At 70.9% G+C, this 13496-nt stretch carries 12 protein-coding genes; 5 read left to right on the top strand and 7 right to left on the bottom strand.

The genetic code is table 11. The annotated features are described in order from the left end of the window. Positions 1-19: 19 nt before the first annotated feature. From AWQ71_RS05780 to AWQ71_RS05760, 5 genes are all read right to left on the bottom strand, one after another. Positions 20-1093, bottom strand: coding sequence for a threonine aldolase family protein (locus AWQ71_RS05780; RefSeq protein ID WP_067127873.1), 1074 nt, complete (start codon positions 1091-1093; stop codon positions 20-22). Positions 1094-1173: 80 nt separating this feature from the next. Further along, positions 1174-1830, bottom strand: a complete 657-nt coding sequence (locus AWQ71_RS05775) for an SDR family NAD(P)-dependent oxidoreductase (protein WP_174550679.1) — start codon at positions 1828-1830, stop codon at positions 1174-1176. A gap of 44 nt (positions 1831-1874) precedes the next feature. Further along, entirely contained in the window at positions 1875-4016 is a 2142-nt protein-coding gene (locus tag AWQ71_RS05770) for a DUF6421 family protein (protein WP_067127867.1), read from the bottom strand. Positions 4017-4299: 283 nt separating this feature from the next. After that, on the bottom strand, positions 4300-4971 hold the full coding sequence (locus AWQ71_RS05765; protein WP_084258610.1) for a response regulator: 672 nt from the start codon (positions 4969-4971) through the stop codon (positions 4300-4302). Next, positions 4971-5636, bottom strand: coding sequence for a histidine kinase dimerization/phosphoacceptor domain-containing protein (locus AWQ71_RS05760; RefSeq protein WP_084258609.1), 666 nt, complete (start codon positions 5634-5636; stop codon positions 4971-4973). The genes AWQ71_RS05765 and AWQ71_RS05760 overlap by 1 nt, the downstream gene beginning before the upstream one ends. A 196-nt stretch (positions 5637-5832) precedes the next feature. Here AWQ71_RS05760 and AWQ71_RS05755 point away from each other — a divergent pair, with 196 nt between their 5' ends. Beyond that, positions 5833-7371, top strand: a complete 1539-nt coding sequence (locus tag AWQ71_RS05755) for a zinc ribbon domain-containing protein (RefSeq protein WP_067127862.1) — start codon at positions 5833-5835, stop codon at positions 7369-7371. Further along, positions 7368-9161 carry a serine/threonine-protein kinase gene (locus tag AWQ71_RS05750; RefSeq protein WP_067127860.1) on the top strand — a complete coding sequence of 598 codons (1794 nt, stop codon included), beginning with the start codon at positions 7368-7370 and terminating at the stop codon, positions 9159-9161. Before AWQ71_RS05755 ends, AWQ71_RS05750 begins: the two co-directional genes overlap by 4 nt. A gap of 202 nt (positions 9162-9363) precedes the next feature. On the opposite strand, the gene AWQ71_RS05745 is transcribed toward AWQ71_RS05750, so the two are convergent. Then, positions 9364-10296 (bottom strand): hypothetical protein, encoded by a 933-nt coding sequence (locus AWQ71_RS05745; RefSeq protein ID WP_067127857.1) that lies wholly within the window; start codon positions 10294-10296, stop codon positions 9364-9366. Positions 10297-10514: 218 nt separating this feature from the next. Here AWQ71_RS05745 and AWQ71_RS05740 point away from each other — a divergent pair, with 218 nt between their 5' ends. From AWQ71_RS05740 to AWQ71_RS05730, 3 genes are all read left to right on the top strand, one after another. Beyond that, the gene (locus AWQ71_RS05740) at positions 10515-11030 is read left to right on the top strand and encodes a SigE family RNA polymerase sigma factor (protein ID WP_067127853.1); all 516 of its coding nucleotides are present in this window, start codon (positions 10515-10517) and stop codon (positions 11028-11030) included. After that, on the top strand, positions 11023-11808 hold the full coding sequence (locus AWQ71_RS05735) for a hypothetical protein (RefSeq protein WP_245658132.1): 786 nt from the start codon (positions 11023-11025) through the stop codon (positions 11806-11808). Before AWQ71_RS05740 ends, AWQ71_RS05735 begins: the two co-directional genes overlap by 8 nt. Positions 11809-12027: 219 nt before the next feature. Next, a complete protein-coding gene (locus tag AWQ71_RS05730; protein WP_067127846.1) occupies positions 12028-12714 on the top strand; it encodes a hypothetical protein in 687 nt (228 codons plus the stop codon). Between the two features lie 98 nt (positions 12715-12812). Here AWQ71_RS05730 and AWQ71_RS05725 read toward each other — a convergent pair whose 3' ends face one another. Then, the gene (locus AWQ71_RS05725) at positions 12813-13481 is read right to left on the bottom strand and encodes a DUF4328 domain-containing protein (protein WP_245658163.1); all 669 of its coding nucleotides are present in this window, start codon (positions 13479-13481) and stop codon (positions 12813-12815) included. Positions 13482-13496: the final 15 nt, after the last annotated feature.

The following is a 13496-nucleotide window of genomic DNA, read 5'->3' as shown; positions in this document are numbered from 1 at the left end:
GAGCTGTCGGACGCCTCTCTCAGGCGTGCATCTCGGCGGCGAGGGCGGCCGCGAAGGCGTCCACGTCGGCCTCGGTGGTGTCGAAGGCGCACATCCAGCGGACCTCGACCCGGCCGCCGCCGACCTGCTCGTTCCAGTTGTAGAAGCGGTAGCGCTTGCGCAGCCGGTCCGCCGCGTCGGCGGGCAGGATCGCGAACACCGCGTTCGCCTCGACCGGCCGCGGCACCTCCACGCCGGGGATCTCGCGTACGGCGCTCGCCAGCCGGGCCGCCATCGTGTTCGCCTGGCGGGCGTTGCGCAGCCACAGGTCGCCCGCGAGGAGCGCCTCGAACTGCACCGAGACGAACCGCATCTTGGAGGCGAGCTGCATGCTGGTCTTCCGGAGGTACGGCAGGCCGCGCACGGCCGCGGGGTTGAGGACGACCACCGCCTCCCCCAGCAGCAAGCCGATCTTGGTGCCGCCGAACGAGAGCACGTCCACCCCGGCGTCGGTGGTGAGCGCGCGCAGCGGCACGTCCAGGGCGGCCGCCGCGTTCGTGATGCGGGAGCCGTCCAGGTGGACGATCATGCCCAGCTCGTGGGCGTGGTCGCAGATCGCCTTGATCTCGGCGGGCGTGTAGAGCGTGCCCAGCTCGGTGGCGTTGGAGATGGAGACGACCCGCGGCTGCGCCCGGTGCACGTCGCCGAAGCCCCACGCCTGCCGGTCGATCAGCTCCGGCGTGAGCTTGCCGTCCGGGGTCGGCACCGTCAGCAGCTTGAGCCCGCCGGTCACCTCGGGCGCGCCGCCCTCGTCGGTGTTGATGTGCGCGCTCTCCGCGCACACCACGGCCTCCCAGGGGGCGCACATCGAGCGCAGCGAGATGACGTTGGCCGCCGTGCCGTTGAAGACCGGCCACGCCTCCGCCCGCTCACCGAAGTGCCCGCGGAAGATCTCCTGAATCGCCTCCGTGTAGACGTCGTCGCCGTAGGAGATCTGGTGACCTCCGTTCGCGAGGGCGACGGCCTCCAGGATCTCGGGATGCACGCCCGCGTAGTTGTCGCTCGCGAACGTCTTGATCTCGGGATCGTGGCGCCGAACGGCATCCGTGGTCACGGAAGCTCCCCCATGTTTCTCGTCGTGATAGTCCAGCCGGGCCCCGGGCCGGTCTCCCGGCCCGGCACCCGGGTCACCGTTCAGCTCGCCGTGAGGTCGATCCGCTGCCCGTTGACCTCCTCGGGGCGGCGGCCCCACAGGTCGGAGACGGCCTGAGCCAGGGTAGCGACGTCGGTGTACCCCTTGAACGGCCGCTCCGGGCTGGCCGCCCGCATCGCGTCGTTGACCAGGGCCATCACCACCAGGATCGTCGCCGCGGACGCCGTGCCCTTCAGGGCGTCGGCGAACGCGAGGGTCCACGCCTCCGCGGCGGCCTTCGCCGTCGCGTACGCCGCGTTGCCCTGGGTGGGCTTCTGCGCCGCCTTGGCCGAGACGATCACGAACCGGCCGTCCTCGCTGGCCCGCAGCAGCGGCTCGAACGCGAGCGAGACGTGCTGGAGCGTGCGGACCAGCAGGTCGTGCAGCAGGTCCCAGTCGGCGAGCGAGGTCTCGGCGAAGGTCTTGGACCCGCGCCAGCCGCCGACGAGGTGGACGATGCCGTCCACCCGGCCGTGCTCCTCACCGATCCGCTCGGCCAGGTCGCGTACGGCCTGCTCGTCGAGCAGGTCGACCGGGAGGCAGCCGTCGGCTCCGGTCCGGTCGACGCCGATCACCGTGTCGCCGAGCTCCTCGAACCGGCGGACGACGGCCTGCCCGGCGGGTCCCGCCGCACCGGCGACAAGGATCACTCTGCTCATCGATCACTCACTCTCTCGCGTACGGCTCGTGTGGCTGGACGGGGTCACGCCCTGATCCCACGAGTGGACTCGACGACATCGGTGAGCTTACGGCGCAGCGCCTCGTAGAACATGCTCAGGGGGAACTCGTCCGACAGGACGGCGTCCACGACGGCCTTGGGGAAGCCCTCGACCGGCAGCGCGTCCGCGCCCTTGTGCCAGACCGAGGCCGGGTGGGGCTCGACGTAGGCGGCCACGAGCTGGTGCGCGGCGAGCCAGTGGGCGAGCTTGGCCCGGTCGATGCCGTCGCGGTAGAGCTTCTCGACCTCGCCGCGCAGGTCGGCGATGCCGTCGGCGATGCGCTCCCAGTCGACGGTGAGCCGGTTGTCGGTCCAGCGCACGATGTCGTTCCGGTGCAGGTACGCGAAGAGGAGCTGGCCGCCGAGCCCGTCGTAGTTGCGCACCCGGTCACCGGTGATCGGGAAGCGGAACAGCCGGTCGAACAGGATCGCGTACTGGACGTACTTGGCCTGCGGAACGCCGGCCTCCTCCAGCTTCACCGCCTCGCCGAACGCCGTCAGGTCGCAGCGCAGCTCCTCCAGGGCGTACAGCCAGTACGGCATCCGCTGCTTGATCATGAAGGGGTCGAACGGCAGGTCGCCGTGGCTGTGCGTCCGGTCGTGGATCAGGTCCCACATCACGAACGTGTCCTGGGCGAGCTGCTGGGAGGCGATCAGCCGGGCCGCGTCCGGCGGCAGGGCCAGCTTCAGCGTCGCGGCCGCGGCGCCGCTGACGACGCGGAACCGGGCGGCCTCGCGGTCGCAGAAGATGCCGCCCCAGGTGAACGCGGGCGGCGTCCGCCGCACGGCGACGGTCTCGGGGAACAGCACCGCCGAGTTGGTGTCGTAGCCCGAGGTGAAGTCCACGAACGCGATCGGGACGAACATCGGGTTGTCGTAGCCGCCGCGCTCCAGCTCGGCCAGCCACTCCGGCCAGACGGTGCGGATCCAGACGGCCTCGATGTTGCGGTCCAGGTTGCCGTTCTGGGTGTACATCGGGAAGACGACGAGGTGCTCCAGCCCGTCCACCCGCTGGGTGTCGGGGTGGAAGGCGTCGAGGGAGTCGAGGAAGTCGGGCACGCCGAGCCCGTCGGCCACCCACTTGCGGAAGTCGGCGACGACCGCGTCCAGGTACGCGCGGTCGTGCGGGAAGCGCGGCGCGAGCCGTACGACGTGGTCCACGATGTCGCCGACGAGCGCGACGGCGCGGTCGCGGTCGCCGGTCACGGAGCCGTCCTTGGCCTGGAGGCCGCGCAGTTCCTCGACGGCCGCCTTGAGCCCGGCGAACACCCGGACGTACTCCTCCTCCTGGGCGTCCTGCGCGCCGGCCACGTGGGAGGCGCGCTCCCCGGCGGCGTCGGCGGGGTCGCGGGCGACCCAGGTGACGAGGTTCTCCCAGAGGCGCTCGTGGTCGTAGTCGCCGATCGAGTCGTCGCCGAAGAGGTCGGAGTCGGCGAGGACGACGATCCGGCCCCGGCCGTGCCGTACGGCGAGGGCGAGGGGGCGGCGGGCGGGGTCGGCGGTGCCCGAGGTCGCGAAGAGCACGGTCGCGCCGTCCGGCGGGACGAGCGTGCCGGAGCGGTAGAAGCAGGCCTGGCGGGCGCCGGCGAGCAGGTCCTGCGCGGGGGCGGCGTCCGTGCCCGCGACCGCGGCGCCGGGCACGACCGCGGTCTGCGGAGCGCCGAGGACCCAGGTCGCGACCTTGTTGTGGCAGTTGGCCGGGTCCTGGACGGTGAGGTGCTCCACGCCGACGCCGAAGCGGGCCAGCAGCTCGGTCAGGTTGCTCCCGTACTTCTCCTGCTCGCACTCGGCCAGCACGATCAGCCCGCCGCCGTCGGCGACGTACGCCTCGATCGCGTCCAGCTCCTCGACCGGGAAGACGGGGCTGCCCAGGCCGGTGGTCCGCTCCCACAGCTCCGCCGACGGGTGCGCGACGACGAAGACGTCGTGGGCGCTCAGCAATGACGGCGTGATCGGTCCTTCGGTGTGGGCGGCGACCGCGTGGCCGAGCGCGCGCAGCGCTCCCGCCGCCCTGGCGTAGCTGTTGTCGTCAGGATGCGCCGGGTTCATGGCCTCAGCGACGTCGCGCCGGATGGTCCATGCCTCGCTGTGTGCCTCGTCGAACAGGATCGAGGGGAACGTCGTCATGAAATATCTCCCGATTCAGGACCTATCTGCCGAAAAATATACACACAGGACGGCCTGTTACCACAAGTCCCCCAAGCGGTGGATGGCGAATCAGCCCGGCGGCGGACGTGCGCCCACACGCGAACCGCCTAGGGTCCAGCGCGATCGAAGAACGATCGGAAGGCCCCGATGTGAGGGAAATCCCATGCTCAGGAAAACGACCAGGTTCAGGCGCGTCGCCACCGGCACGCCGCTGACCGTCGCCCCTGGTGCTCCGGATGGGCGACGGCGCGTGGGCCGCCTACTACCCCGCCGCCCCCGGCCTCACCACGCCCGACTCGTACGCGAAGACGACCGCCTGAGCGCGGTCGCGGAGGTTCAGCTTCATGAGCACCCGCGCCACATGGGTCTTCACCGTGGCCTCGCCCACGAAGAGCTCCCCGGCGATCTCGGCGTTGGTGAGGCCGCGGGCGAGCGTCCGGAGCACCTCCAGCTCGCGCGGCGTCAGCTCGGCGAGCTGCGGCGGGCGGACCGGCTCGTGCCGTCCCGCGAAGGACGCGATCACGCGCGTGGTCACCGCGGGGTCGAGCAGCCCGTCGCCTCCGGCCACCACCCTGATGGCCTCGACGAGCTGCTCCGGCGGCGACACCTTCAGCAGGAAGCCGCTCGTCCCGGCGCGCAGCGCGGCGTACAGGTTCTCGTCGGTGTCGAACGTCGTCAGCACGACGATCTTCGGCGGGTGCGGGGCGTCGAGCAGCCGCCTGGCCGCGGTCAGGCCGTCCATGCGGGGCATCGAGATGTCCATGAGGACGACGTCCGGCCGGCACCGCCGGACCACGGCGACCGCCTCCACACCGTCGGCGGCCTCGCCGACGACCTCCATACCGGGCTCGCTCTCCACGACCATGCGCAGCCCCACGCGGATCATGGCCTGGTCGTCGGCGACGACGACGCGGATCGTGGACGCCTCACTCATCACGCGTGCTCGCTCATGGAGACTCCCTGGAACAGCAGCACCCCGGCCTGCATGACCATCATGCTCACGCTGTGCGCGACCACGTCGTGCAGCTCCCTGGCGATGCGGGTGCGCTCGGCGGCGACCGCCTCCGCGGCCCGGCGCTCGCGCTCCAGCTCCAGGCGGGCCGCCCGCTCGGCCATCCGCTGCGCGCGCATCTGGTAGCCGCGCAGCGCCAGCCCGGTCAGGTACGCGGAGCCGAAGACGACGGTGAGGAAGATGACCTCGTCCAGCGGACGGTGGTCCACCGCCCCCGAGTCGAAGATGAGGATGCCTGCGATCACCCACGCCGCCCCCGGCTTCGGCGGCAGCTTCGCGCCGATCGTGTGGAAGACGATGAGCAGCGAGGCGAGCTGCCACACGGGACAGCCCTCGTTGCCCTGCCGGTGCCAGGCGTACTGCGCGAGCAGCATCAGGATGAAGACCGCCACCGGGAACCTACGGCGGTAGAGGACCAGCACGCCGGTGACGACCGCCTGGGCCACCCACCAGAACTGCGGGTTCCGCGCCGACCCGTAGGACGTCGCGCCCGTCATCGCCTCGAGCGTGCCGAGGGTGATCACGGCGGCGCCGATCAGCACGTCCACCAAAGGGAGTGATCGGAAATGGCGCGTCAGGGAGGTCATGACGCGCACATTAATATGCCGCTCCGGAGAGTGGCACCGTCCCGACCGGGGCCTCAATCAGACGACAAGTGGATGACAAGTGAGCGCGCGACCCGGCGCCGGTATCAAGTGGATGTCGGTCACCGTACCGGCTCTTGAACATCACTCTCCGCGCTGGGACTCTTGGACTGTTCCCACCGGGTCGTAGGAGGCGGCGATGCCCTCCCTGCACTCCCTCATTGCGGGGCTGGGCGCCCTCGGCCTGCTCTCGCTGCCATTCCACCCCCACCCCAGCGGCTCCACCGACCGGGTCACTCCCGGTGTCGTACGGGTCGAGTCCACCTCACACGTGTCGATCACCCTGCTCGACGACCGCAGCGTCATCCAGCAGGCCGTCCGCGAGTACGACGTCGACCTGGCCGAGGGCAGCGGGTTCACCGTCACCCCCGACGGCGTGGTCGTCACCGCGACCGGCGTGGTGCAGGCGAGCCGCGACCCCCGGATCCACGCCGCGAACCGGATCTTCTCCGAATACTTCAAGGTCAAGATCCCGGCGGACTTCTCCCGGCACACCCTCGACGACCCCGACCTCAACCGGCGATTACAGGCCTGCTATCCCCCACAGGGACAGAACTCGACCTGCATCGCGACGGTCACCACCGACGTCACCGTCTTCCCCAATCTCGATCCCCCGCTGCCGGACGGGCTGCCCGCCCAGATCCTCACCACCGGCGCCTCCCCCGCCGCCCCCGCCGTACTGAAGGTCACCAAGGGCGGCGAGAAGCAGACCCTCCCCACCGTGCCGGTGGGCGTCTCGCTCGGCCCGTCCGTCGTCGCCCTCGACGTGATCTCGTTCGCCGGCCGCCCGTCGGCCAAGCAGCCCGCCAAGGCCGACACCGCCCACCTGGACCCGCCGGGCACCCGCACGTTCAAGCAGGAGGACCGCGACAAGCTCGCGAAGCTGCTCAAGAACGGCGCGACCGGCGGCGCGCTCATCGACGACGACAAGAGCGAGGTCGTCGGACTGCTGGCCGGCGACTCTGGCACGCCGCTGACGATCACGCCCGCGGACGAGATCCGCACCTCCCTGGTCGCCGCCGGTGTCACGCCGCGCCGCGGCCCGGTGGACGTCGTGTACGAGAGCGCGCTGGCGTCCTACCACAACAAGCTGTACGCCGAAGCGGTCCCGGTGCTGCTCCAGGTGCTCAACCTGCGGCCGGACCAGGCGGTCGCGCTCGACCACCTCAAGGTCGCCAGAGCCAAGACGGGGACCGGCGAGGACGCGGGCGCCCGGGCCACGGCCTCGCCGGTGGCCGTGGCGAAGAAATCCTCGGCGATCTCGCCGCTGCTCTGGCTGGGCGGCGGAGCGGCGGTCGTGATCGTGATCGCGGCGGGAGCCGTACTGGCCCTGGCCCGCCGTCGGCGGCGGCGATCCGGCGTGGAAGGCGGGAGCGCCGCCGAGCACGCGCACGATCCGGCCCCCGACGGGGTGGCCTCCGGGCCGGCGGTCGCCTCCTGGCCGCCCGCCGCGACCCAGGTGTTCGAGGCCGCGCCGTACGAGCCTCCTGTCTCCCCCGAGCGGGACGTCACCAGGGAAGCCGGGACGGCCGCTCCGGCAGCCGCCGCGCCGCCCGCGCCGGACCCCTCGCCGCCGCGCGGGCAGGCGCAGCTCAAGTTCTGCACGCAGTGCGGGATGCGGCTCGGGCCGGGCCACCGGTTCTGCGGCTTCTGCGGGCATCCGGCGGACCCGCGATGAGCGAGGGAGCGCAGACGCCGTCCGGGCTGGTCGGCCGCACGCTGGGCGACTACACGATCGAGGCCGTCGTCGGACGCGGCGGCATGGCGACCGTGTACCGCGCGCGCGACCGGCGGCTCGGCCGCGCCGTCGCACTGAAGATCCTCGCCCCGCAGCTCACCCACGACCACCGGTTCCGCGAGCGGTTCGTCCGCGAGTCCCGGATGGTCGCGAGCATCGACCACCCGAACATCATCCCGATCTACGAGGCGGGCGAGCGGGACGAGCTGCTGTTCATCGCCATGCGGTACGTCGAGGGCAGCGACCTGCGCCGCCTCCTGCTGTCGGCCGGGCCGCTGCCGGTGGCGCGGGCGTACCGGCTGTTCGCGCAGATCGCCTCGGCGCTGGACGCGGCGCACGCCGACGGGCTGGTCCACCGCGACGTGAAACCGGCCAACATCCTGGTGGCGGACGGCGACCACGTCTACCTCACCGACTTCGGGCTCACCAAGAGCTCGTCGGCGGAGGCGGGGCTGACCAGCCACGGCCACTTCATGGGCACGCCCCGCTACGTCGCCCCGGAGCAGATCCGCGGCCTGCCCGTGGACGGTCGCAGCGACCTGTACGCCTTCGCCTGCGTGGCGTACGAGGCGCTCACCGGGCTGCCGCCGTTCCAGCGGGACAGCGAGCTGGCGCTGCTGTACGCGCACGTCTCGCACGAGCCGCCGCCGGTCACGCCGTACCGGCCGGACCTGCCGCACGCGGTCAACCACGTCATGGCGCGGGCGCTGGCCAAGTCACCGGACGAGCGCTATCCGACCTGCCAGGCGTTCGTGGCCGCGTTGCGCGACGCGATCAGCGGGCACGGCGCGGAGATCGGCGGCGGTGGCGGTGCCGGCGGCACGCCCACGCCGGTGGCACCTCCCCCGCCGCACCCCGGCGGGCGTCCCGCGCCGGTTCCGGGAGCGGGGCCGGCCGGATCCGGCACTCCCACGTCGTATCCCCCGACGCCCGCTCCGGCCTCGAATCCCCCGGGGTACGCCGCGTCCTCCGGTCCGACCTCGAATCCGCCCGGGTACGGCGCGCCGTCCGGACCGACCTCATACCCCCCGGCCCCCGGGCGCGCCGCGCCCCGGACGCCGGAGCCTGCTCGTTCCCCTGAGGCGACCGTCGTCGGCGCCGGGCGACGCCGGCGGCTGCCGCTCGGGCCGCTGATCGGCGGCTGTGCCGTACTGGTGTCCGTCGTGGTGGCGGCCGTGCTGATCCTCACCCGGGGCGGCGATACGGCGGCGACCTGGAACACCTATCCGGGATCCGTCGCGGCGCCCTTCACGATCGCCTACCCCTCGACCTGGGGGACCGCGAAGACCAACGGCGACCAGTGGATGATCGCCACACCCGCGACCGACGACTTCAACGCCCTGTTCGCCATCCCGGGGAACACCGACTGGTCCAAGGTCAACCCGGTCATCAACGGGCAGCCGGAGCGCGCCTCGGGGATCTTCGCCCAGGTCAACAACGCGCTGAGCACGTCGGACTCCCCCGTGGAACTCCAGCAGAGCCTGCCGTCCGCGCTGCCGGGCACCGTCGCCTTCACCGGCGCACCGATGGCGGTCACGGTAGGAGGCCGCCCCGCCGTCAAGCTGTCCGGCGTGGCGGGCGACCCCGGGCAGGGCGGCCGCCTCGACTTCTCCGCCTACGTCGTACGGCAGGGCTCCGGAGAGTCGTCGGTGTTGATCACGTTCTTCTGCGCGAAGTGCGATTCCGACCTGATCGACCACATGATCAACACCGTGCGGTTCACCTCCTAGCAGCGCCCGGCGAGCCGCCACGGGCTCGACGAGACGGAGCGGCGCCTCCCGTTTAGGTGGTCATGCGCACAGCTGACCACGCCGCGCTCCCGCCAACGTGCACGTCCCCGTTCTCGGTGGTTTCTCGTCCCAAGGCGCGATCCCGGGGGTTCCCCGTCCCCGGGATCGCGAACGCCCCTGATGGCAGGGGCAGCCCGGTTGCCTACTGGAGAGCGGGAACCGACGGCTTGTCGTCGGTCCAGCCGACCTGGAGCACGGTCTCGGTCCAGGTCTTGTCCAGGAACGGCTTGCCGTTGATCGTGGTCGTCAGGCTGTCGGCCAGCAGCAGCATCGTGTCGGTGTCGACGATGAGCTCGGTCGTGGACGCGATCGTGCCGAACTTCTGGCGGGTCCGCCCGTGGCCGACGGACAGGCCCTCGCCGGCCCTGCCCTGGGAGTCCTTGACCGCCCCCAGGGAGCGGACGCCGGGCATCGTCGGCAGCGCCTTGTACGCGGAGGCGCGGACCTCCTTCGGCGCCGGAAGGTCACTCAGCAGGGTGGTCAGCGCCTGGGTCACGTAACCGGCGACGACGTCATCGGCAACCTTGGCGGCGCGCGCGGCCTTCTCGAGCCAGGTCTTCAACCCCGCCGCGTCCGCGGGCAACTCCTGGAGCTGCTCGTAGGACAGCCGCTGCCCGGCCAGCGAGAACGTGGCCGGGGCCTTCACGGGAAAGACCCTGCCTTTGTCCGGCTCGCTGGACAGCGACACGGCCGAGCCGTTCGCCGCGCGCTTCCACGTGGCCGGGGAGCCGTCGCGACGCCACGCCTCCTCGTCCGCCGCGCTCTTGGGGTGGACCCCCAGGTTCCGCTGCCCCACCCAGGCCTTGCCATCGGGCGAGGTCCACTGCTCAAAGACTCGCTGGTCCTCCAGCCAGTAGCGGTTCGTCCCCTTCCCGAACTGCCAGGGGTGGGTGGCCGTCCGCAGCATCTTGGTATGCCAGTAAGCGCCTTGCGCGGGAGCCGTCGCCGACCGGGTGGCGGCGGTGAGCCGCAGGTTCAGCGTGTCCGCCGCGGCCGGCAGAGCCATGGCGCCCACTGTGGCCAGGCCGAGCCCGAGCGCGATCAGCGACCGGGCAGAGGTGGTCACGAACTTCATCTGGTTCCTCCGGAACGTCCGATTGTGTGCCCCCTAATACGGCTGGGCCGCCTGACGGGTTGCCCGCCTACGCCCCGGGGTTCCGGACAAAGCGCGGGCTCGTTGCCACTTTCCTCCCGGCTTTCGGGGTTCCAGGAAACGTGGGGGTCGTCCACGGGTGTGGGCAACGCGTGGGAAGCCCCATACGTATTAGGGGTCATGGAACTGGACGAACCGGCGTGAGCAGCGCCGAAGACGACGAGTTCGCCGCGTTCGTGGCCGCCCGCGGCACGAGTCTGCTGCGGGTCGCCTACCTCACGAGCGGCAACGAGGGGGAGGCCGAAGACCTGCTGCAGACGGCGCTGGAGCGCGCGTATCGGAACTGGGACCGGGTGCGGTACGACAATCCCGAGCCCTACGTCCGCCGCATCATCGTCAACACCTCCATCGACCGTGCCCGGCGCCGGGCGATCCTGCGGATCATCCCGATGCACACTCCTCCCGAGCCGTCGCCGCACGAGACAGACGTCGACCTGCGCCACGTGCTCATGGACACCCTGCGCGCCCTGCCTCCCCGGCAGCGCGCGGTGATCGTCCTGCGCTACTGGGAGGACCTCAGCGAGGCGCAGACCGCGGAGATCCTCGGCTGCTCGGCAGGCACGGTGAAAAGCCAGGCATCGAAAGCGCTCGCCAAACTCCGTACGGCGCTCGGCGGGCGATCATCGGAAGGAATGATCAGGAATGTCCATGCCTGAAGACGACATCCGCCAGATCATGGCGGACGAGACCGCGCGGCTGTACGCCCCGCCGGACCTGGTGAACCGGGTCATCCGCTCCACACGGCGCAGGAAGACGAACCGAATCAGGCTCGCCACGCTGGCCACCGCGGTGGCTGTCGCGGGCGTCGCCGCCCCCGCGTACCTGATCCTCAGCCCGGGCTCCGCCTCCCTGCAGGGATCCGGGGTCGGCGCGCCCGGCGACGTCTCCGCGACCTCGCAGCCGGACACCACCGATCAGGCCGCGCAGGAGCCCCCCGCCATCGTCGTCCCCGCCGACGACGATCCCGCGCCGGAGGAACGTGACCTCGGGGACCTGGGCGACGGGAAGGCCTTCGGACACGTCAGGGTGGGCTACCTGCCCGACGGCCTGCAGTGGTCCCACTGGTCGCTGGACTTCGGCGACAAGTACACGACCTCGTGGAACTACGACGGCGACAAGAACGGCTTCTACTGCGTCCAGATCTACGTCCATGAAGGCCCGGAGGCCGTCCAGGAGGTCGACGAGCGCCAGCGCGCCTACCGGGAGGAAGGGAAAGGCAAGGAGGTGACCATCGGCGACCGGACCGGCTACCTGGTCACCCAGTGGGTCGGCGAGGACGGCATGAAGGGCACCCCGACCCTCATCCTGAACATGGGCGAGAAGCGACGTGCCGAGATCATGTTCAGTCCCGTCTACGCCAAGAAGTTCACCGGCGCCAAGGCGATCGACGCCGAACTGAAGAAGATCGCCGAAGGGCTCACCGCCGACAACTGAACCCGCTCGTCACGCGCGCCCACGCCTCCCCCGCCCCTCGGCCGGCAACCCGATACGGCGATCCGGTCACGGGGCGGGGGCCAGGCCCCGGCCTTGACCGCCCAGATGGGGCACTTGCCGACTTGCAGAACTTTCTGCATGCCGTGATCAAGGGAGCTGAAAGCGCCCGGTCGTTTCCTGAACGCACACCGCAGGGAAGCACCCCGTCAGGAGATCACCATGAAGCGCACCACGCTCGGCCTGGCCGCCGCCGCGATCGCCGGCCTCTCCCTCGCCGTCCCCGCGACGATCCTCGCCGCGCCCGCGTCCGCCGCCGCCCCCGACCCCGGTCCCGAGACCTGCCTTCAGGGCTACGTGTGGCGGGAGGCGCGCCCCTCGGACCTGGTCTGCGTCACGCCCGAGGTGCGCACCCGGACCGCTCAGGAGAACCGCACCAAAGCCGCCCGCTGGACCGACGGCGCGTACGGCCCGCACACCTGCCTGACCGGTTTGGTCTGGCGCGAGGCGTTCACCGGAGACGACGTCTGCGTCTCCCCCGAACTCCGCGACGAGACGCTGGACGCCAACAAGACCTCCTCCGACCGCAAGGTCCTGGCCCGCCTCTGGATCAGCACGTACCGGCCGAACGGGCCGGGGACCATCCCGCGCATCCAGGTCAACGGCGACCACTACAACTTCGGCACCGTCTCGATCGTCTTCCGCTTCAACAACGGGCAGATCCACAAGAGCGGTTACGTGAAGGCCGTCGCCAACGCCGATTACGCCGGGGGAAGCTTCGGCAAGAAGCTCGACCTCCTCTACTGCTCCGGGTCCGGGAAGCCGAACGGCTATGTCCAGGCGTACGACCTGAAGTCCGGCCGCGCGTCGGCGCGCGTCCCGGTCAACGTCGGATGCGCCACCTACTGACGGCTCCGACGCACGTCCCTGTCCCCCCGCGACGGCCGCCGTCCGGGCGCAGCGGGCCGACGGCCATCGACAGCGTGGTGGTCCTGCCGACGCCCTCCTTACATCCCTTGCCGGGCGGCGTCGATCTCCCACCACGCCACGCGCGGCGGCCGCCCTGCCACATTTCGGTAATGGTCCTCCTGGAGACGGGTGATCGCCAGGACGACCGCGACGGCCAGGGCGGCCGCGCCAATGGAGAGCGCGTTGCCGACGATGTCGAAAACGGCCGCATTCCGTAAGTCCGGCAGCTCTTCGACATTCACGTATTCGCGGCCCACCAGCTTTGTGACCCACGCGGTGACCAGCCACGCCAGCCACCAGGCCCAGATCAGGCCGGAACGGCGGGCGGTCGCGAAGTTTCCGGTCTCCGCCAGGGCGCCAGTCTTTGAAGACGTCCAGATGTCATCGACGATTTGCTTCGGGAACCACCAGCTGACGATGGGGACGAACCATCCGAAGATCAGCCATGGCCTGGCACGTCGATGCGGCCACGGGCTCAGCACCTCCGCGTTCGTCCGGGCGCGAAACAGCCAGATCAGGAACATGACAGCTGTGGCGACATAGACGATGATCTCCACCAGGCCGGACCCGGCATTAAGCGCGTCACTGGCCTCGACCTCGCTCATGGAGACGGAGTCGCTGTCGGCCAGCATCCTGTCGATGAGAATGACCCTTTGCGCGCTTATGACGGACGCGATCACGCTCACCAGAGAATCGACGGCCAGCATCACGACGGCCGCCGT

Source organism: Microtetraspora malaysiensis (assembly GCF_001528665.1).
GTDB lineage: Bacteria > Actinomycetota > Actinomycetes > Streptosporangiales > Streptosporangiaceae > Microtetraspora_A > Microtetraspora_A malaysiensis.
Note: the sequence above shows the minus strand (reverse complement) of the source record. Positions and strands in the feature narration are given on the sequence as shown.

Coding starts and splice junctions, on each gene's coding strand:
- AWQ71_RS05775 (WP_174550679.1), bottom strand. CDS start 1,830: ATGAGCAGAGTGATCCTTGTCGCCGGTGCGGCGGGACCCGCCGGGCAG.
- AWQ71_RS05770 (WP_067127867.1), bottom strand. CDS start 4,016: ATGACGACGTTCCCCTCGATCCTGTTCGACGAGGCACACAGCGAGGCA.
- AWQ71_RS05765 (WP_084258610.1), bottom strand. CDS start 4,971: ATGAGTGAGGCGTCCACGATCCGCGTCGTCGTCGCCGACGACCAGGCC.
- AWQ71_RS05760 (WP_084258609.1), bottom strand. CDS start 5,636: ATGACCTCCCTGACGCGCCATTTCCGATCACTCCCTTTGGTGGACGTG.
- AWQ71_RS05755 (WP_067127862.1), top strand. CDS start 5,833: ATGCCCTCCCTGCACTCCCTCATTGCGGGGCTGGGCGCCCTCGGCCTG.
- AWQ71_RS05750 (WP_067127860.1), top strand. CDS start 7,368: ATGAGCGAGGGAGCGCAGACGCCGTCCGGGCTGGTCGGCCGCACGCTG.
- AWQ71_RS05745 (WP_067127857.1), bottom strand. CDS start 10,296: ATGAAGTTCGTGACCACCTCTGCCCGGTCGCTGATCGCGCTCGGGCTC.
- AWQ71_RS05735 (WP_245658132.1), top strand. CDS start 11,023: ATGCCTGAAGACGACATCCGCCAGATCATGGCGGACGAGACCGCGCGG.
- AWQ71_RS05730 (WP_067127846.1), top strand. CDS start 12,028: ATGAAGCGCACCACGCTCGGCCTGGCCGCCGCCGCGATCGCCGGCCTC.
- AWQ71_RS05725 (WP_245658163.1), bottom strand. CDS start 13,481: ATGCTGGCCGTCGATTCTCTGGTGAGCGTGATCGCGTCCGTCATAAGC.